12 protein-coding genes are annotated in these 19,170 nt (G+C 76.7%); 4 read left to right on the top strand and 8 right to left on the bottom strand.

From position 1 onward, the window contains the following. Nucleotides 1–64: 64 nt before the first annotated feature. Complete coding sequence (lpdA, locus tag SM573_RS20440) at nucleotides 65–1,456, bottom strand: dihydrolipoyl dehydrogenase (RefSeq protein ID WP_474613087.1); 1,392 nt, start codon at nucleotides 1,454–1,456, stop codon at nucleotides 65–67. Between the two features lie 181 nt (nucleotides 1,457–1,637). On the opposite strand from lpdA, the gene SM573_RS20435 reads away from it, so the two are divergent. Beyond that, nucleotides 1,638–1,967 carry a hypothetical protein gene (locus SM573_RS20435; protein ID WP_474613088.1) on the top strand — a complete coding sequence of 110 codons (330 nt, stop codon included), beginning with the start codon at nucleotides 1,638–1,640 and terminating at the stop codon, nucleotides 1,965–1,967. Nucleotides 1,968–2,090: 123 nt separating this feature from the next. On the opposite strand, the gene SM573_RS20430 is transcribed toward SM573_RS20435, so the two are convergent. Then, nucleotides 2,091–3,662, bottom strand: coding sequence for a leucyl aminopeptidase (locus SM573_RS20430; protein WP_474613089.1), 1,572 nt, complete (start codon nucleotides 3,660–3,662; stop codon nucleotides 2,091–2,093). A 162-nt stretch (nucleotides 3,663–3,824) separates the two neighbouring features. On the opposite strand from SM573_RS20430, the gene gcvT reads away from it, so the two are divergent. After that, nucleotides 3,825–4,967 (top strand): glycine cleavage system aminomethyltransferase GcvT, encoded by a 1,143-nt coding sequence (gene gcvT, locus SM573_RS20425; protein WP_474613090.1) that lies wholly within the window; start codon nucleotides 3,825–3,827, stop codon nucleotides 4,965–4,967. Nucleotides 4,968–5,076: 109 nt separating this feature from the next. Here the strand turns inward: gcvT and SM573_RS20420 are convergent, their stop codons facing one another. The 4 genes from SM573_RS20420 to SM573_RS20405 form a co-directional block, all read right to left on the bottom strand. Next, nucleotides 5,077–6,363 carry a DUF2314 domain-containing protein gene (locus SM573_RS20420; RefSeq protein WP_474616813.1) on the bottom strand — a complete coding sequence of 429 codons (1,287 nt, stop codon included), beginning with the start codon at nucleotides 6,361–6,363 and terminating at the stop codon, nucleotides 5,077–5,079. 67 nt (nucleotides 6,364–6,430) lie between these two features. Beyond that, complete coding sequence (cobS, locus tag SM573_RS20415) at nucleotides 6,431–7,201, bottom strand: adenosylcobinamide-GDP ribazoletransferase (RefSeq protein ID WP_474613092.1); 771 nt, start codon at nucleotides 7,199–7,201, stop codon at nucleotides 6,431–6,433. Further along, nucleotides 7,191–9,077, bottom strand: a complete 1,887-nt coding sequence (locus SM573_RS20410; RefSeq protein WP_474613093.1) for a bifunctional adenosylcobinamide kinase/adenosylcobinamide-phosphate guanylyltransferase — start codon at nucleotides 9,075–9,077, stop codon at nucleotides 7,191–7,193. Before SM573_RS20410 ends, cobS begins: the two co-directional genes overlap by 11 nt. Nucleotides 9,078–9,126: 49 nt before the next feature. After that, a complete protein-coding gene (locus SM573_RS20405; RefSeq protein ID WP_474616812.1) occupies nucleotides 9,127–11,175 on the bottom strand; it encodes a serine/threonine-protein kinase in 2,049 nt (682 codons plus the stop codon). Nucleotides 11,176–11,321: 146 nt separating this feature from the next. Here SM573_RS20405 and SM573_RS20400 point away from each other — a divergent pair, with 146 nt between their 5' ends. Continuing rightward, complete coding sequence (locus SM573_RS20400) at nucleotides 11,322–11,522, top strand: hypothetical protein (RefSeq protein ID WP_474613095.1); 201 nt, start codon at nucleotides 11,322–11,324, stop codon at nucleotides 11,520–11,522. Next, nucleotides 11,522–12,319 carry a site-2 protease family protein gene (locus SM573_RS20395; RefSeq protein ID WP_474613096.1) on the top strand — a complete coding sequence of 266 codons (798 nt, stop codon included), beginning with the start codon at nucleotides 11,522–11,524 and terminating at the stop codon, nucleotides 12,317–12,319. Before SM573_RS20400 ends, SM573_RS20395 begins: the two co-directional genes overlap by 1 nt. Before the next feature lie 102 nt (nucleotides 12,320–12,421). Here SM573_RS20395 and SM573_RS20390 read toward each other — a convergent pair whose 3' ends face one another. Both SM573_RS20390 and SM573_RS20385 read right to left on the bottom strand, forming a co-directional pair. Next, the gene (locus SM573_RS20390) at nucleotides 12,422–13,420 is read right to left on the bottom strand and encodes an aldo/keto reductase family protein (protein ID WP_474613097.1); all 999 of its coding nucleotides are present in this window, start codon (nucleotides 13,418–13,420) and stop codon (nucleotides 12,422–12,424) included. A gap of 93 nt (nucleotides 13,421–13,513) precedes the next feature. Further along, nucleotides 13,514–19,168 carry a WG repeat-containing protein gene (locus tag SM573_RS20385; RefSeq protein WP_474616811.1) on the bottom strand — a complete coding sequence of 1,885 codons (5,655 nt, stop codon included), beginning with the start codon at nucleotides 19,166–19,168 and terminating at the stop codon, nucleotides 13,514–13,516. Nucleotides 19,169–19,170 lie beyond the last annotated feature (2 nt).

The raw sequence follows: 19,170 nt of genomic DNA, 5'->3' as shown, positions 1-19,170 counted from the left end.
CTCCAGACTCCTTCATTCCCCTGGTGGGATCATCGCCCGTCGCCGGACGCCCCGGTTGTCGTGGTCAGGCGTGCGCGTGCAGCGGCTTGCCGGCGAGGGCCAGGTGCGCCTCGCCCAGGGCCTCGTTCTGCGTCGGGTGGGCGTGCACGAGCTGCGCCACCTCGGCCGGGTAGGCCTCCCAGTTGTAGATGAGCTGCGCCTCACCGATCAGCTCACCCACCCGGGCGCCGACCATGTGGACGCCGACGACGGGACCGTCCTCGACCCGCACCAGCTTCACGAAGCCGGTGGTCTTGAGGATCTGGCTCTTGCCGTTGCCGCCCAGGTTGTAGTTGTAGGTCTTGACCTTGTCGGCGCCGTACTGCTCCTTGGCCTTGGCCTCGGTGAGGCCGACCGAGGCCAGCTCCGGGTCGCAGTAGGTGACCCGCGGGATGCCCGCCTCGTCGATCACGGCCGGGGTCTGACCGGCGATCTCCTCGGCCACGAAGATGCCCTGCTGGAAGCCACGGTGCGCGAGCTGGAGGCCGGGCACGATGTCGCCGACGGCGTAGACGTTCGGCACGCTGGTGCGCAGCCGCTCGTCGGTCAGCACGTAGCCGCGGTCCATCTTGACGCCCTGCTCCTCGTAGCCGAGGTTGGCGGTGTTCGGGCCGCGGCCGACGGCGACCAGCAGCAGCTCGGCCTCGACGGTCTCGCCGCCGGCGATGGTCACCTTGACGCCGTTCTCGGTCTTCTCGACCTTCTCGAACGGCTTGCCGACCTTGAAGTTGATCTTCCGCTTGCGGAAGGCCCGCTCCAGCGCCTTCGAGGACTCCTCGTCCTCGGCCGCGACCAGCCGGGGCAGCGCCTCGATGATCGTGACGTCCACGCCGAAGGACTTCCAGACGCTCGCGAACTCCACGCCGATCACGCCGCCGCCCAGCACGATCGCCGAGGACGGGACCCGGTCCAGGGTCAGCGCGTGGTCGCTGGTGATGATCCGCTCACCATCGACCTCCAGGCCGGGCAGGCTCTTGGCGTACGAGCCGGAGGCGAGCACGACGTTGCGGCCGGTGTAGCGCTTGCCGTCGACCTCGACGACGTTCGGGCCGACGAGCCGACCGGCCCCGGCCACGAAGGTGATGTTCTTGGTGCTGCCCACGAGACCCTGGAGGCCCTTGTAGAGCCGGGAGATCACGCCGTCCTTGTACGAGTTGACCGCCGCCATGTCGATCCCGACCAGCTCGGCCTTCACCCCGAACTGCTCCGACTCGCGGGTCTGGTCGGCGATCTCGGCGGCGTGCAGCAGGGCCTTGGTCGGGATGCAGCCGTTGTGCAGGCAGGTGCCGCCGAGCTTGCCCTTCTCGATCAGCGCGACCGACAGGTCCAGCTGGGCGGCGCGCAGCGCGGTCGCGTAGCCGCCGCTGCCACCTCCGAGGATGACGATGTCGAAGGTTGCGTCGTTCGGCTCGCTCACGTCCAACTCCCAGGTCGCGTCGATGCATTCGGGGGGTCATGGCGGGACGCCTCTTGGGCAGACCCCACCTCGGTCATCTTGTCACCACCGGGCACAGGGCGCGTAGTGAGGTGCCCAACGACACGTCCGCGACACGTACGCTTGGCACCGTCTTCGATGACGGATTGTGGGGGAGAGGTCCGTGGGATTGTTCCGGCGCCGCAAGCAACCGCGCGCGGTGAGCCAGGATCGGGCGGCCGACCGTGCCGATCTGGAGCATCTTGAGAACTTCGTCCGCACCCGGCGGGGGGTGGAGGCGTACATCGAGCCCCGGACCACCGTCACCGAGACCACGGTGATCCTCATCGCCGACGACGGGGAGTGGACGCGCCGCCGGATCGACGGCCCGGACGGGGCCCGGCGCTTCGCCTACCGGCTGGGGATCCCGGTCTACGACGTGCGCCTCATGGGCTACCCGCAGCGCATGCGCGACTTCAACGAGCGCCGCAAGCGCCGCCCCGACCTGTACTGAAGGCGGTTGCCGGGCCGGCGGCGGATTTCGCCGGGCCGGACGTGACCGGGCCCCCTGCCGCGGTGGCGGCAGGGGGCCCGGGTCAGGCGGGTCGCGTCAGCTGTTCGCGGCGACGTCCTCGCGTCAGCCGTTCGCGGCGACGTCCTCGACCAGGTGCACGAGGGTGCGGACGGGCACGCCCGTGCCGCCCTTGGTCCAGTAGCCGGTCGGCTCGCCCGAGTGGTAGCCCGGCCCGGCGATGTCGATGTGCGCCCAGGCCACGTCCTCGGTGACGAACTCGCGCAGGAACACGCCGCCCTGGAGCATGTGGCCGGCCCGGTCCATGCCGGCGTTCACCTGGGAGATGTCGGCCACGTCGGAGTCCATGCCCTTGCGCACGTCGTCCGGCAGCGGCATCGGCCAGGCCGGCTCGCCGACGGCGTCACCGGCGGTGCGGACCCGCTCGCAGAGGTCCGGCGTGCCCATCACACCGGCGATCCGCTTGCCCAGCGAGATCACCTGGCCGCCGGTGAGGGTGGAGGTCTCGAAGAGGTAGTCGCAGCCGTCCTCGCAGGCGCGGGCGATCGCGTCGGCCAGGATCATCCGGCCCTCGGCGTCGGTGTTGAGCACCTCGACCTTCTTGCCGTTGTACATGCTGATCACGTCGCCCGGCCGGTACGAGGTGCCCGACGGCATGTTCTCCGCCATCGGCAGGTAGCCGGTCACCGCGACGGACGGCTTCAGCGCGGCCACCGCCAGCATCGCGGCGCCGACCGCCGCGGCGCCCGCCATGTCGGACTTCATCTCCCACATGCCCTGGGCCGGCTTGATCGAGATGCCGCCGGTGTCGAAGGTGATGCCCTTGCCGACCAGCGCGACCCGCTTGCCGGAGCCGCCGCCCTCCGGGGTGTAGGTGAGCTTCACCAGCCGCGGCGGGGCCTCCGACCCCTGCCCGACAGCGATGATGCCGCCGTAGCCGCCCGCCTTCAGCGCCGCCTCGTCGAGCACCTCGACGCCGAGACCGGCCTCCCGGGCGGCGTTCGCGACGGCCTCGGCGAAGGTCGGCGGGCGCAGCTCGTTCGGCGCGGTGTTGACCCAGTCCCGGCTGGTCAGGACCGCACCGACGACCGCCGTGGCGCGGGCGACCTCGGCCCGCGCGGCACTGTCGTCGGCGTCCGGCACGGCGACCAGGACCTCGCTCACCGGCTCGCGCCGCGCCGGCTGCGGGCGCGTCTTGTAGCCGGCGAAGCGGTAGCCGCCGAGCAGCGAACCCTCCGCGACCGCGCGCAGCGCGGCCGGGGCGTCGGCGTCGTCCGGCAGCGGCAGGGCCACCGCCACCCGCGCGGCGCCGGCGAGGGCGCGGACGGCCGAACCGGCGGCACGGCGCAGCACCTCCGGGTCCGGCGCGGCGCCCGACGGCTCGGGGCCGAGGCCGACCGCGGCGACGACCGGAGCCGTGATGGTGCCCAGCGTCGCCAGCTTGATCACCTCACCCGGCCCGCCGGTCGCGCCGAGCAGCGCCAGCGTCTCGGTGAGCTTCCCGTCGAAGGCGGCGGCGATGCTCTCCGCGCCGCTGGCGAGCAGCAGGGTGCCGGCGAGGCCGCTGGTGGCGGCCTGCTCCCCGGTCTGGCTGTGCACGCCGATCACGATGGCGTCGACGGCGAGCTCGGCGGGGTCGGTGTCGACCAGGCTGAGGGTGGTGCGGGACGATGTCACTGAGCTACTCCGGGCGGGCCGGGCCGGTCGCGACGTCGCGTACCGGCGGTGAAGGTCTCCGGCGGCAACCTACCCGCCGGACGTGTGGGCTGTCCCGCCGACCGGGATCGGCGGGTCCCGCCGATGCTAACCAGCGGGTGTGCCCCCGGTAAGTTGCCACCCATGACCGAGGTGACCACCGACGCCGCCGCGACCCGGCTGCGCCGTTCCCCGCTGCACGAGCGGCACACCGCCGCCGGCGCCAAGTTCGCTCCCTTCGGGGGCTGGGAGATGCCGCTGGAGTACGCCGGCGGTGGCGTGCTCCGGGAGCACACGGCCGTCCGCACCGGGGTGGGCGTGTTCGACGTCTCCCACCTCGGCAAGGCCCGGGTGGCGGGACCGGGGGCGGCGGAGTTCGTCAACGCCTGCCTCAGCAACGACCTGGGCCGGATCGGGCCCGGCCGGGCGCAGTACACCCTCTGCTGCGACGACGCGACCGGCGGCGTGGTGGACGACATCATCGCCTACCTGCACGCCGACGACCACGTCTTCCTGATCCCGAACGCCGCGAACACCGCGGAGGTGGTCCGGCGGCTGCGCGCCGCCGCGCCGGAGTCGCTCACCGTCACCGACGAGCACGAGGCGTACGCGGTGCTGGCCGTGCAGGGGCCGCGCTCTGCCGAGCTGCTCGGCTCGCTGGGCCTGCCCACCGGTCACGACTACATGAGCTTCTCCACGGCCACCCTCGACGCCGCCGGCGTACCGGTCGAGCTGACGGTCTGCCGGACGGGCTACACCGGCGAGCTGGGCTACGAGCTGGTCGTGCCGGCCGAGCACGCCGTGGCGGTCTGGGACGCGCTCTTCGCCGCCGGCGAGGCGTACGACCTGCGCGCCTGCGGGCTCGCGGCGCGCGACACGCTGCGCACCGAGATGGGATACCCGCTGCACGGGCAGGACCTGTCGCTGGAGATCACGCCGGTGCAGGCCCGCTCGGGTTGGGCGGTCGGCTGGGACAAGCCGGCGTTCTGGGGCCGCGACGCGCTGCGCGCGGAGAAGGCGGCCGGCCCGAGGCGTACGCTGCGCGGCCTGGAGGCCGTCGACCGCGCCATCCCGCGCCCCGGCATGACGGTGCTCAGCGGCGACGCGACGGTGGGCACGGTCACCAGCGGCACCTTCTCGCCGACGCTGAAGAAGGGCATCGCGCTCGCCCTGCTGGACACGGCGGCGAACCTCGCCGACGGCGACCTGGTCGAGGTCGACATCCGCGGCCGCCGCGCCCAGATGCGCGTCACCCGCCCCCCCTTCGTCCAGCCCTCCGTGAGGTAACCAGCCCCGCCGCCGATCTCCCCGGTGGTCGGGAGCTTCCGTCACGGACCGCGCCGGTCCCGACGCGAAGCCCCTCGATCACCGGGGCGCGGCGGGGGAGGGGCCGGGGTCAGTGCGGGTGGTCGCCGGCGTCGAGGACGGCCTGGGTCCAGCCGCCCTCGATGACGCCGGTGCCGTCCAGGACCGCCCAGTCGACCACGTCGGCGGCCTCCACCACGACCGGCGAGCCGATCCGCACGCTCTGGTCGGACGCGGCGTCGCTGGCGCTCACGCCCACGATCCGCTCCGGGACCTCCCACTCGGTGACCCCGGCCCAGACGTACTCGGGGCCGTCCTCGCCGGGCAGCCCGTACTTCACCACGAGCTGCGACTCGCGCGGCAGCTTCCCGGCGACGAACCGGGCGCGGACGTCCTCCAGACCCGCCCGGGCCGTGGCGATCGCCTTGCTCATCGCGTCCCCCGGCCGGGCGTAGCGCACGTCCGGCTGGATGCCGGCGAAGAGGGTGGCGCAGGCCGCGGCGTAGTACCGGCCGTCCGGGCCGGGGTGGCCCGCGGGCGGCCGGAGGCTGAGGAACGAGTCGGCGTCCGGGTCGGTCGCCGGGTCCAGCTCCAGCCGCAGCAGCACCGGGGCGGTGGCGCCGTGCTGCTCCGGGTTGCCGTACGCGACCGCGATGTCGTGCCCGGTCACGGTGGCGAGCACCGGCAGCTGCACGAACGCCGGCACCTCCTCGCCGGACAGCCCGTCGGTCCAGTCCCGCAGCAGCCGCCGCGCCGCGCCGGTCATCACCGCACCCCACGCCCGGGTCAGGTGGTCCGGTACGCCCTGGGTCTGCAACTCCAGCAGGCCGAAGCGGCGCAACCCCTTCGTGGTGAACCAGAGCCCCTCGGCGTCGGACGAGTAGGGGACCAACACCCAGTCGACCAGCCGGATCCGGCCGTGGTCGTCGGGAAGGGAGCGCAGCGCCTGCGCCGGGTCGAGGAACTGCAGGCCGAAGACGTCCACCACGTCCCCGCCGATCGAGTCGGCGACCGCCGCCGCCACCGCCCGGGCCGCCCACTCGTGCGCCGGTGGCCAGCCGGGCCGGTACTCGGCCTGCACCACCACCAGGTGGGTGGCGGCGGCGAGCCGGTCCAGCTGTGACTCGCTGGCGCCGAACGCGGTGAGCAGGTCGGGCGGCAGCTCGGGGAACTCGCCGATCGGGCGGGTGTCCACGCTCATCAGCGGACTGTCCAGCATCTGCTTCGCGAGCCCGTACACCGGTTCGGCGATGCGCCCGGCCAGCGCCGCCACCGCGCTCTTGGTGCTGACCCTCGGCAGACCCGCGACGGGCACCAGGTACGTCGCGTTCAGCGACTCCGGGACCGGTACGGGCAGGAAGTCGTCCGTGATGAGCATTCTCGTTCCCCCGGTTGGCGGTGCCGGTGCTGTCGAGCCGAACGCTACCCGGCGCGGCGCGCCCCGTTCAGGCGGACAGCACCAGTCCCAGGTAGACGAGCGTGGTGACCACCTCCACCGTCGCGCCGAGCACGTCCCCGGTGATCCCGCCGAGGCGGCGTACCACGTGGGCCAGCAGCGGCACCGCGACGGCGAGCGCGGCGCCGACGGCGAGCGGCCCCTGCCACGGCCGGCCGGGCACGGCGGCGACCGCCAGCAGCGCGACGGCGGCCACGCCCAGCGCCAGGGCCACGGGGCCGACCGTGCCGGCGACCAGCGCACCGAGCCCTTCCGGGCGGGCCGCGGGCACCCCGCGCCGGCAGGCGAGCGCCACGCCGAGCCGGCCGGCCGCGGTGGCGGCGACCACCGCGGCGAGGCACGCCGGCCACGACCGCCCGGCCAGCTCCGCGAGCGTCGCGGCCTGCACCAGGAGTACGACCACCAGCGCGACCACCCCGAACGGCCCGACGTCCGGCTTCTTCATGATCTCCAGCGCGGCCGGCCCGCTCCGGTACGACCCCAGCGCGTCGACGGTGTCGGCCAGCCCGTCTAGGTGCAGCCCGCGGGTGAGCAGCGCGGCCGCGCCGACGGTCACCCCGGCGGCGACCAGCGGGGGAGCGACCGCGTTCAGCAGCAGCAACACGCCGGCCAGCAGCGCGCCCAACAGCGCGCCGACCGCCGGCGCGAGCGCCATGGCCGTGCCCGCCACCGCCCGGTCGATCCGGCCGGCCCGCACCGGCAGCGTGGTGAACGTGGTGAGCGCGAGCCGCGCCCCGGCGGTCAACCGGTCAGTCGGCACGCCGGCCCGACGGGTCGACCCGCTCCTCCGGCTCGGTGCTCGTCGGCCCCGGCCCGGCCGGCTCCGGCTCGGCGAAGTCGGGCTCCTCGTCCTCCTCGCCCTCCGACGGCTGCTCGTCCTCGCCGCCCAGCGACGGGTGCGCGGGCATTGCCGCGGCCAGCGCCAGCACGGAACGCAGCATCGGCAGGGCGACCAGGGCGTTGGCGCCCTCGCCGAGGTCCAGTCGCAGGTCGAGCAGCGGGGTGAGGCCGAGCACGTCGGCGGCCAGCGTCACGGCCGGGTCGCCGCCGTGGTCGGCGAGCAGGCACCAGTGCCGGGCCTGCCCGGCGAGGTCGCGACTGACCAGGCCGGCGGCCACGCCGACCGGGCCGTCGAGCATCACCGGGACGCGCCGGGCCGTCGCGCCGAGCAGCACGCCGGTGGCCACGGCGATGTCACCGCCGCCGAGCTCGGCGAGCACCTCCTTCGCGCCGAGCGACGAGCGGCGGCTGCGGTGCAGCGCGTCGCGCACCGCCGCGCAGCGCCGCATCCAGGCCGCGTCGTCGATCTCGCCCGAGTCGGTGATCACCCGTCCGAGCACGGCCGGCGGCTCCGCGCCGGCCGTGGCGGCGAGCACCGCGGCGGCCGCGGCCTCCGTGCCGGCCCCGCACGCCGCGAGCACCAGCAGCTGCACGCCGGCCTCGGCGGCCTCCTCGGCCAACCGCCAGCCGTAGCGCAGGGCGGACTCGACCTGCTCGCCGCTGAGCGCCGGCTCCTCCTCGATCGGGGCGGCGGTCGGGGCGTCCACCACCTGGAGGCCGGCGCCGCACTCGGCGGCCAACCGGGCCAGCGCGCCCCGGCCCGAGCGGGCCTGCCCGGCGCGGCGCGCCGACTCGCCGGGCCGGGTGCCGGCGGCCGCCCCGCCCGTGTGGTCGCCGTTGATCAGCAGCACGCGGACCGAGCCCCAGGCGGCGGGGGTCGCGGTGCCCTGGGTGGCGGCGGCGAAGCCGACCAGCCGCTCCAGCACGCCCAGCCCAGCGCCGGGCACGTCGAGGGTGGCGAGCCGCTCGACGGCCTGCGGGCCCGCGTACTCGTCGGGCATCGGCAGCTCCATGCCGGGCTGGATCACGAGCCCGGTGGCGACCATCGGTAGTGCCATGGTGGGGGCCGACCAGTCGGCGCCGCGCTCGACGGGCAGCGGCGGTGGGGCCGTGGCGTCGACCACGCCCGAGAGGTCGACGAGGTCGGGGGTGGGCTCGGCGGGCACCCCGTTGACCGTCGCCGGTGCCGTCGCCACGACGGGCGCGGGCGTCGCGGAGGCGGCGGTGGTCCCGGCGGCAGCCGGGGCGTCCCCGCCCTTGAGCCAGGACGGCTGCCCGGCGATCACCAGCACGACGGCGTCGCAGGCGTCGGCGACCGCCCGGTTGGTCGCGCCGAGGGCGTCGGTGAAGGCCCGGCCGAGCGGGGTGGTCGGCACCAGGGACAGCCCGACCTCGGGGCTGACCAGCACCAGCCGAGCGGCGCAGCCGGCCACGGCCGCCGCCAGCTCGGCCACCGTCTCCGTGTCGTCCGCGGGCTGGTGCGCCGGGTCCAGCAGCACCGTCACCCAGCCGCCGAGGTCGTCGACGAGCAGGGTCTCGTTCGGCTCCGCGGAGGCGATCACGTCGGCCAGCCGACGCGGGTCGTCCGCGGTCTCCTCGGTGGTCCAGCTGCCCGGCCGGCGGGCGCGGTGCGCCGCGAGGCGGGCGGCCCACTCGGTGTCCTGCGGGTCCCCCTCGGGCGCGGTGGCGACGTACCGGACCACCGGCGCGTCGGCGACCAGGGACTCGGCGAACTCGGACTTCCCGGACCGGATGCCGCCGAGCACCAGGACCGTCTTCCACCCGTCAACCGACATGCCCGTACCTTAAGGCCGCCCGGGGTGCGGCTGCCGCCCGGCCCGGCGGTCAGCCGCAGTGCTCGAAGGGGCTCGCGTAGCTGGCTCCGCCGGTCGACCCGCCCCACTTCACGCACGTGCCGGCGGCGGCGGCGCGCACCGGGCCCGCGTAGTAGGTGAACGAGCCGCTGTCGGTGCTGCGGGCGCGCCCCTTCACCTCCAGGTACGCGGAGGTCGCCGTCTTCGTGCCCACGGCGGTGTCCTTGAGGGTGACCACGCAGTTGTTGCCGTTGCCCGAGTGGTAGAGCAGGTAGACCCGGCCGCGCCGCCGCCCGTCCCCGTCGGTGAGCGTCGCCGAGTCGATCACCTGGTAGCCCGAGCCGCAGACCTGGGTCGCCGTGTACGGGTTCGGCTTCTCGGGCTTCGCGCTCGTCGCCGTCGGCGTCGGCCGGCCGCCGGTGCCGCCGGTCGGCGTGGCGCTCTGCCCGCCTCCGGTCGGCCCGCCCGACTGGCCCGGCGCGGCGCTCACGGTCGGATCGGGGACCGTGGAGCGGCTGCCGCTCGGCCTGCCGGTGGGGCGCGGCGACGCGGTGGCGGTGGTTCCCGGCACGACCGACGCCTGCACCGGGGGCGCCGCGACCGACTCGCCGGTCAGCGCGGGCGGGCGGTTCCCGCCGTCGGCGTCGGCACCCGGACGCAACGCCACCACGGCGACCGTCGCGGCCACCGCCACGAGCGCCACCGAGGCGGCGGCGCCGATCAGGACGCCCCGGCGTCGTCCGTCGGATCCGGCGGACACCGGATCCTCGCGCGTGTCCGCGGGTCGGGGCCCCGGCACGGCCGCCACGCCCGGCGTCCAGCCGTCCGGCCCGGTCGCGCCGGCCGGCCGCGGCGTGCCGCCGGGACCGGTGGTCCCGGCCGACAGGCCGGCGGAAGGGGTGGCGCCGGCCCCGGGGTGGCCGGCGGCCGGTGCCCGAGGGCCGGTCGGCGGTGCGCCGGCCGGCGTGGGTCGGCCGCCGCCGAAGCCCGGCGCGGGCGTCCCGCCGGGCGAGGCGAGGGGTGGGCCGCTGACCGGCGGGGTGTGGGGGCCGGTTGCACCGGTCGGGGCGGGGGCGGCGGGGCCGGCGGGCGGGGTGTGGGCGCCGGGAACGGCCGGCGGGTTCGCCTCGGCGGGGCCGGCCGGCGGGGTCGGCAGCGACGGTACGGGGATGGCGGCCGGAGCGGGCCCGGCCGGCGCCGGCCCCGCCAGCGCCCACGGCGGGCGCGCGGAGAGCGGGATGCTGGCCAGGGTGACGTCCCGCGCGTCCGCGGCGGCCCGGGCCAGCTCCGCCGCGCTGCCGAACCGGTCGGCGGGTCGCTTCGCCATGGCCCGGCTCACCAGCTCGACCACGGCCGGCGGGGTGCCGGGCGGCAGGGCCGCCGGCTCGTCCTGCTGGTGGCGCAGCGCCACCTCGAGCGGGTTCTCGCCCACGAACGGGGGCTGGCCGGCGAGGCAGTAGTACGCCACGGCGCCGAGCGCGTACACGTCGCTGGCGGCGGAGACCGGCTGACCGGTGGCCTGCTCGGGGGACATGTAGGAGGCGGTGCCGAGGACCATGTTGGCGGCGGTGAGGCCGGCCAGGGCCCGCGAGCGGGCGATGCCGAAGTCGACGAGCACCACGCGGCCGTCCCGCTTGACCAGCAGGTTGCCCGGCTTCACGTCCCGGTGGACGATCCCGGCGAGGTGCGCGGCGTGCAGCGCGTCCGCCGCCTGCGCCACGACCGACATGGTCGACGCGGCGTCCAGCCGGCCGGCGCGGCCCACCCAGGCGGAGAGCGGCTCGCCGTCGACGAGCTCCATCACCAGGTAGTCGACCGGGTTTCCGTCGGCGAGGGTGGCCTGACCGACGTCGTGCACCGCGACGACGCCGGGGTGCCGCAGGGCCGCCAGCATGCGCGCCTCGGCGCGGAACCGGGTGGTGAACTCCGCGTCCTCGACCAGCGTCGACAGCAGCACCTTCACCGCCACCTCGCGTTCCAGCAGGAGGTCCGTGCAGCGCCAGACCGCCCCCATTCCGCCCGTCGCGACACGCTCGCCCAGCCGGTACCGGTCGCTGAGCACCACTCCCCGAGTCAGCACCGGGCCACCGTACCGGCAGGCCCGGACGGTGTGATCGACGACCGTACGGTCGCCCGGAGGGCGAGCGCGCGGCCGTCGCACGCCGGGGCGACTACGCTTGCGGAGGTTCGTCCCGTGGGGACCACAGCGGCGAGGGGAGACGCGGCATGGCGTGGAGCTGGCGATACGAGGGCACGGACGGCCAGCCGGCGGAGGGTCCGGCGGAGTCGTTCGGCAGCCAGGCCGACGCCGAGTCCTGGATCGGTCAGACCTGGCGCGAGCTCGCGGCGTCCGGCGTCACCTCGGTCGCGCTCGTGGAGGACGACCGCGTCGAGTACCGGATGAGCCTGCTGCCGACGGCCGAGTGATGGGCTACGAGCGCGCGGGCGGGGAACCGCTCGTGCTCGGCGTGCCCCGGGCGGCGTTCCGGCCGAGCCCGGTCTTCGTCGCCCTGGTCGCGCTCTTCGCGACGACCGGGGTGCTGGCCTGGAACCAGATCGGCAACGTCCGCCTGAACGTGTTCGGGTTCGTGGTCTCCGGGTGGCTGGTCTCGCTCTGCCTGCACGAGTACGCGCACGCGGTCGTCGCGTTCCGGGCCGGCGACCGCGGCGTCGCCCACCGCGGCTACCTGACGCTCAACCCGCTGAAGTACAGCCACCCGCTGCTCTCCATCGCGCTGCCGGTGCTGGTCGTGCTGCTCGGCGGCATCGGCCTGCCGGGCGGGGCGGTCTGGGTCGACCGGCACCGGATCCCGGGGCGGCTGCGGCACACCCTGGTGAGCCTCGCCGGGCCGGCCACCAACGTGCTGTTCGCGCTGGTGCTCGTGCTGGTGCTGCGGCTCGGCACCGGGACGGGCGGGTCGATCGAGTTCTGGGCCGGGGTGGCGCTGCTGGCGTTCCTCCAGGTCACCGCGAGCGTGCTCAACCTGCTGCCGGTGCCCGGCCTGGACGGCGGCAACATGATCCAGCCCTGGCTGAACCAGCAGTGGCGGCGGATGTACGACCTGTTCGCCCCGTACGGGTTCATCCTGCTCTTCGCGCTGCTGTGGAACCCGCGGATCAGCGGCTGGTTCTTCGACGTGGTCTTCACCGTCGGTGACGTGCTGGGGCTGCCGTCGTGGCTCTACGCCACCGGTCTCGACCTGATCCGCTTCTGGCGGAGCTGACCGGGCGCCGGGAGCCGCCGCGCAGCGGCGGGGTGGCCGTCGGCGCGCGTACGCCCGGGAAACCCCGGGCCGGCGCGGTGCGCGCCGGCCCGGGAGAGAGCGTCAGGGGCGCTGGGCCGGGCTCTCGGTCTTCGCCGGGTCGCGCTCGGTGATCGGGTCGACGATGTCGTCGATCGCCTTGAGCAGGTCGGCGTCGAGCTTCACGCCGGCCGCCTTGACGTTGTCCTGCACCTGCTCGGGGCGGGACGCGCCGATGATCGCGGAGGCGACGTTCGGGTTCTGCAGCACCCAGGCGATGGCGAGCTGGGCCATGGTGAGCCCGGCCTGCTCGGCCAGCGGCCGCAGCTGCTGCACGCGGGTCAGCACGTCGTCGTTGAGGAACCGGGCGATGAAGTTCGCGCCCGACTTCTCGTCGGTGGCCCGGGAGCCGGCCGGCGGCGGCTGGCCCGGCAGGTACTTGCCGGAGAGCACGCCCTGCGCCATCGGCGACCAGACGATCTGGCTGACCCCCAGCTCCTCGCTGGTGGGCACGACCTCGCCCTCGATGACCCGCCAGAGCATCGAGTACTGCGGCTGGTTGGAGACCAGCGGGATGTGCAGCTCGCGGGCGAGCTTGTGGGCCTCGCGGATCTGCGACGCCTTCCACTCGGAGACGCCGATGTAGAGCGCCTTGCCGGAGTGCACGACGTCGGCGAAGGCCTCCATCGTCTCTTCCAGCGGGGTGCTGTAGTCGTAGCGGTGGGCCTGGTAGAGATCCACGTAGTCGGTGCGCAGCCGGCGCAGCGAGCCGTTGATCGACTCCATGATGTGCTTGCGGGACAGGCCCCGGTCGTTGCGGCCCGGGCCGGTGGGCCAGTACACCTTGGTGAAGATCTCAAGCCCTTCGCGGCGCTCGTCGGCGAGCGCCCGGCCGAGCACGTCCTCGGCCCGGGTGCCGGCGTACACGTCGGCGGTGTCGAAGGTGGTGATGCCGGCGTCGAGGGCGGCCCGTACGCAGGCGAACGCGGCGTCCTCCTCGACCTGCGAGCCGTGGGTGATCCAGTTGCCGTACGAGATCTCGCTGACCATCAGGCCGGAGCGGCCTAGGTGACGGAATTCCATGACCTCGACCCTAACCCCGATCTTCGGCCGGCCCCGTCCCGTGGTCGGTGTGATGATCATCCGGGCGTCCCGCCGCTCGGTGCGGGGGCCCCGCTACAGCACCGGGTTGGTGTCGGCGAGCAACCGCTCGATCTCCTCCAACACGGCCTCGTGGGTGTCGTGCATCGGGTCGATGAGCCGGTTCCCGCGCCGGTCGAGCGCGCCCCACCGGCCGGTGCCGGTGCCCACCAGGAAGGCGACCGGGTGGATGACCAGCACCGGGTGCACCGGCGGCACGAGCACCGCCCCCGTGTGGTCCACCACACCGTGCCGACCGGCCAGCTCGACGACGGCCAGACCCTCGTCGGTGAAGCCGTCGACGTACCGCCCGTCGGCCAGCGGCGTGCGGAAACTGTGGAAGCGGGTGGGCACCACGATCCGGCCGGTCCGGTCGACCGCGCCCCAGCCCTCCCGGCGGACCGCGGCCACGCCGCGCCGGAACGGGCGTACGTCGGCGAAGCCGGGCGGAATCACCACGTCGCCGGTCGGGTCGATGGCCAGCCAGCCCTCGTTGCCGTCCCGCACCACCCAGGCCAGGCCGTCGGAGAACCCGCGTACCGCGAGGAACGACGGCCCGATCACCGTCGTCCCGGTGAGCGCGATCAGCGACCAGCGGTCGGTGTCCGGCCGGCGCACCCAGGCCAGCCCCTCCCGGAACGGCTGGGCGTCGGCGTACCGGGCCGGGATGACCAGCTCACCCTCGGCGTCGGCGTAGCCCCACACCGCGCCGTCGCGGGTGGGCACCGGGGGCTGGATCCGCTCCAGCACCTCGTCCCGGCTGCGGGGGTACGGCCCGAAGCCCTCCGCGGTGACCCGCTCGGCGACCGCGTCCAGCGAGAGGCGCACCCGGGCCAGCAGTTCGGCGTCACCCGCGCCGCGCAGGTCGAGCGCCCGCTCGAAGTGCTGGCACGCCTCCATGAACCGACCCTGGTCGAAGCAGGACCGCCCGGCGTGCTCGTGCAGCGCGGCGCGCAGCCGGTCGGGCAGCTCGGGCGAGGTGGCCCGGGCGAAGAGCTGGTCCGCCTCCACGAACTCGCCACGCCAGCGCAGCACGTGCGCCAGCCGCGCCTGGGCGAGCGCGATCCGGCGCAGTTCCCCGGTCGCCTCCGCGTACGTCAGCGCGAGCCGCGCGTCGGCGAGCGCGTCGTCCAGCTCGCCGAGGACCCGTGACACGACCGCGCGCAGGCTGAGCAGCCGGGCGCGGGCCCGGTTGTCGACGGCCGACGCCAGCTTCTCGGTCAGCCGACGCCGCACGACCCGCAGCTCCTCCGGGTCGTCGACGACCTCCCGCAGGGTGGCGGGGTCGATCCGCCAGCGGTACTTCGCCAACACCTGCTCGGGGTCCCCCTGCTCCGCGGGCGTCGGCCCGGCGGGCGGTGGGGAGACGGCGGCGGGAGGCGCGGAGACCGACGCGGCCGGCGACGGCTCCGGCCGGGCCTGCGGCGCGGGCGGTGCGGAGACGGAGGCGGCGGGCGGTGCGGAGACCGGCCCTGCCGGTGAGGTGTCCGGCCCGGGCGGCGGTGCGGTGACCGGTCGCGCCGCCGCCCCGGCGGTCGGCGGCGCGGACACCGGGCGTTCCGGCGTGGTCGCCGTGGGCGTGGCCATCAGCGCGGGCTCGTCCACTCCGGACTCGCCGGAGCCGGTGGAGGCGGAGGGCGGCGTCGGCGTCTCGGCGGCCGGTTCGCCGGAGACCGGACTCGTCGCTCGGAGGTCCTCGGCGAACCCGTGCTCGGGGGCGTCCGGGGACTCCACCTCGACCGGCCGCGCAGCGGTGTCGGCCGGCGGTGCGGGCACCGGAGCCGCCGGTGCGGTCTCCGCGGTCGACGGCACCCGCCCCGGTTCCCCGGGTGACACGTGAGCGGTCGGATGGCCGGCGACGGGGGTCGCGGGTGGTCCGGAGACCGGGCCGGCCGGCTCCCCGGGCAGCGGGTCGCCGGGCGGCGCGGACACCAGGCGCGCGTCCGACGAGGGGACTCCGGCCGCCGGCGCCTCCGCCGATGCGGGTCCCGCGGCGCCGTCCTCGGCCGGGACGGAGGCTCCGGAGGCTGGACGCGGCGCGTCCGCCACGTCGGCGCGGTCGGCCCCGGTCGCCTGCGTCGCGAACGGCGGCACGGGCGGTGCCGATACCGGCGGTGCCGCTGCGGGCGATGCGGAGACCGGCGGTGCAGACACGGGCTGTGCCGCTGGCGGTGCCGCTGCGGGCGGTGTGGAGACGGGCGGTGCAGACACGGGCTGTGCCGCTGGCGGTGCCGCTGCGGGCGGTGCGGATACCGGCGGTGCCGCTTCGGGTGGCATCGGAACCGGCGGTGCCGACACGGGGTGCGCCGCCGCGAGCTGTGCGGGAACGGGTGGGGTGGGCCCGGGGACCGCCGGCGTCGGGTCGGCGGGGACCGGCGGCGCGGGGTCCGCGGGCGTGGAAGGCTCGGGTAGCCGGTCGAAGGGCGGTGGCGGCGCGGCGACGGTCTCCGGCGCGACGAGGGCGGCGGCGCGGGCATCCTCGCCCTCGGCCTGCGCCGCGGCGTGGTCGGGCTCAGCGGCCACGGGTGCCGAGCCGGGCACCGGTGCGGCGGCGGGCGCGGGCGTCCGCCCACCGTCGGAGGCCTCGGCCCCGACGGTGTCGTCGCTTCCGTCAGCGGGAGGCTCGGGCGTCGGCTCGGCGGACGTCCACGCCGGGCGCGCCGGCCCGGAGGCTCGGGCGAACTCCGCGTCGGCGGGCGGCCAGGTCGCGTCGGACTCCTCATCGAGGTCGCGCGGGGTCCGATCCGACGTCGGCGCGACGGCCCGCTCGTCCGCCACGGGCACCGCGACATCGCCCGATCCGGCGGCCGGCGGGGGCGCCCAGGAGTCGCCCTGGACGGACGGCGAGCGGTGGGCGGTCGGCGGTGCGGGCACGGGGTCGGCCGACGGCACGGGGGTCGGCTCCGCCGGGAGCGCGGAGACCGGCGCGGTGAACTCGTCGTGCCGGGTCGCGGCGGCGAGGTCCCCGTCGGCCGGGCCCGTGTCCGGAGAGTCCTGCGCGCCCGGGGCCGCCTCCGGGGGGTCCTGCGTGGCCGGGGCCGCCTCCGGGCGGTCCTGTGTGGCCGGGGCCGCCTCCGGAAGGTCCTGTGTGGCGGAGGCCGCTTCGGGGAGGTCGTGAGCGGACGGGCCCGCCGCCGCGAGGCCCGGTGCGGACGTCTCGACCGGGTCCTGGGCGGGCCGGGCCGGCTCCTCCTCGCGGGGCCCGGCCCCGACCGGCTGCTCCACCGCGGCGGACGGCGTGCGCGGCCGCTCGGGTGCGGCGGACGGCGTGCGATGCTCCTCGACCGCTGGTGCGGGGGCAGGCGCGTCGGCCGCCCTTGCCGCCGAGGCGGCACCGGCGTTCGCCGGCTCTCCGGCGTGCGTCGTGGTCCCGTCCGCCGCCGGGCGGGACGGCACCGTCGGCTCGGCCGGTCCCGGCTCGGTGCCGGCCGCTCCCTCCGGCTCGGCGGGGACGGTTCCCGCCGGTTCGGCGGCGGGCCGGAACCAGGCGTCCGCCCCGCCCGAGGGCTGGGGTGGGCGCACGGGCGCGGCCGAGTCCGACGGGGGCGGCGGGACGTACACCCGCGGCGCACCGGGGCTGGGCGGGAGGGCCGGTTCCCCCGGCGCGGGCCGTGCGGCGGTCGGCGGTGGAGTCGGGTGACCGCCGGACGCGTGGTCCGCGAGGCGGTCGTCGGCGCGTACCCCGGGATAGGGCGGGGGCGCGGAGCGCCCGCCGGGCGCGGGTGGGGCGACCCGGCCGGCGGCCTCCGGCCCGGCCGGCACCCGCCGGCCGGGATCCGCGTCGGCCGGTGGGGCCGGGCGGGAGCGCGTCGCGGCGTCCGCGTCGGGTGGGACTGGGCGGGCCGGTGCCCGCTCGTCGACCGGGGGGACCGGTCCCGGGCGGCCGGGAACGTCCGGCCCGATCGGCCGCGTCGGAGCGGGGCGGGCCTCCGGTGGTCCGGAGACCGGACCGTACGGCGGCCGGTCGACTCCGGCGGGCACCCCCGACACGGGCCCGGCCGAGGCCGGGGACACCGGGGCGGATGAGACGGGTCGGGGCGGAGCGGGAGAGACCGGGCTCGGGGAGACCGGGGCGTCCGGCGGCCGGACGCCGTGCCGCCCGGGCGGCGCCGGGTGCCCGGGCGGGGCCGGGTGCGCGGGTGGGGCCGGCGGGTGGTGCCGGTCGGTGGGGGTGGGTGGCGCGGGTCGTCCCGAGGTCGCGGCGGGGGAGACCGGGCGGGAGGTGACGGGGGGCTCGGGTGCGCGGTGGGGCGCGGGTGGGGCCGGCGGGTGGTGCCGGTCGGCGGGGGCGGGTGACACGGGCCGCCCGGCGGCGGGGGCCGGCGACACGGGCCGCCCGGCGGCGGGGGCCGGCGACACGGGCCGCCCGGCGGCCGGGGCGGGGGAGACCGGCGGACCCGAGATCGGCACGTCGCGGGCGGGGCCGGCGGCCGCCGGGGGGTAGGGGCGGCCGGGCCCGCGGTAGCCGTCGTCGTGGCGCGGCGGCAGGTCGGGGCGGCCGGCCCCGCGGTGCGGCACGTCCGGATCGACCGGCCGGCGCTGGTCCGGCCGCGGCTCGGCGCGGCGCGCGGCCTCCCGGTCGGGGCGCGGCGGCCAGGTCGAACCGGAGTCGTGATCCGGGTACGCCCGTCCCTCGCGGTACGCCTCGCCGCGCGGACGCCGCTCGGCGGGGCCGGCGGGCTCGCGGTACGTGTCGTCGCGCGGGGGCCGGTCGGCGTACGGCTCGGCGTAGCCGGCCGCCTCGCGGGCGGGCCGGTACCGCTCGACCTCGGGGCGCGGGGGTGCGCCTCGGTCGTACGCCCGGTCGTCCTCGTACCTCGGGTGACCGTGACGGTCGTGGTCCGGGTGGCGGCCGTAGCCGTCGTCGTACCGCGGTCGCACGACGGGGTGCTGCTGCGGCCGGTCGTCGTAGCGGGGTCGGTCGTCGTAGCGGCCCCGGTCGGCGGGGCGCGGCCGACGGGCGTCCTCCCCGTACCGGGTGTGGTCGGGGTGCCGGGGCGCGTCGTCGTAGCGGAGGTCGTCCGGGTGGCGGTCCCGTTCGGCGGGGCGGCCCCACGGGTATCGGGTGCGCCGGCCGTCCGCCGGGTGCTCCTCGTACGCGGCGGCGGGCCGTCCGGCGTCGCGGCGGCGGGGCGGCGGCTCCTCGTCCGGCTCCGCCAGCCAGCCCGGCTCCGGCCGGGGGGCGGGCGAGACCGGCGGGGACGGCGGATGGTACGTGTCGCGTTCGGACCGGCGCGGATCGTGCCGCTCGTCCTGCCGGGCGGGCCGCTCGCCGCCCCGCGAGCGGCGGTCGGCCCACGCCGTCCGGCCGTCCGGTGCGTGGTTCCGGGCCGGGGGCCGCTCGTCGGGCCACGTCGGCTCGGCGTGCGGGCGGTGGTACGGCTCGTCGTCGTGGCGCCGCCCGTCGAAGCCGTCCCGGGGGCGGTCCCGACCGTACGGCTCCTCCTCCGGCGGGGGCTCGTCGTCCCAGGACCGGCCGAGGTAGGTGCCGTCGGAGCGGGTCGGGGCGAGCGGGGGCACGTCGGCGCGGCCGACGACGGAGGCCCGGCCGCGGGGTGGTGGGGCGTACTGTGCGCCGATGTCGCCGGGGTAGCGCTGGCCGGGGAACTGCGGGTGCCACTCGTGGGTCGGTTCGACCATCCAGGACGGTTCGGCCGGGTCCTGCCACCGGTCCGGGTACCGGCTGCTCATCC

Source organism: Micromonospora xinjiangensis (assembly GCF_056150165.1).
Note: the sequence above shows the minus strand (reverse complement) of the source record. Positions and strands in the feature narration are given on the sequence as shown.

Coding starts and splice junctions, on each gene's coding strand:
- gcvT (WP_474613090.1), top strand. CDS start 3,825: ATGACCGAGGTGACCACCGACGCCGCCGCGACCCGGCTGCGCCGTTCC.
- SM573_RS20420 (WP_474616813.1), bottom strand. CDS start 6,363: ATGCTCATCACGGACGACTTCCTGCCCGTACCGGTCCCGGAGTCGCTG.
- SM573_RS20410 (WP_474613093.1), bottom strand. CDS start 9,077: ATGTCGGTTGACGGGTGGAAGACGGTCCTGGTGCTCGGCGGCATCCGG.
- SM573_RS20400 (WP_474613095.1), top strand. CDS start 11,322: ATGGCGTGGAGCTGGCGATACGAGGGCACGGACGGCCAGCCGGCGGAG.
- SM573_RS20395 (WP_474613096.1), top strand. CDS start 11,522: ATGGGCTACGAGCGCGCGGGCGGGGAACCGCTCGTGCTCGGCGTGCCC.
- SM573_RS20390 (WP_474613097.1), bottom strand. CDS start 13,420: ATGGAATTCCGTCACCTAGGCCGCTCCGGCCTGATGGTCAGCGAGATC.
- SM573_RS20385 (WP_474616811.1), bottom strand. CDS start 19,168: ATGAGCAGCCGGTACCCGGACCGGTGGCAGGACCCGGCCGAACCGTCC.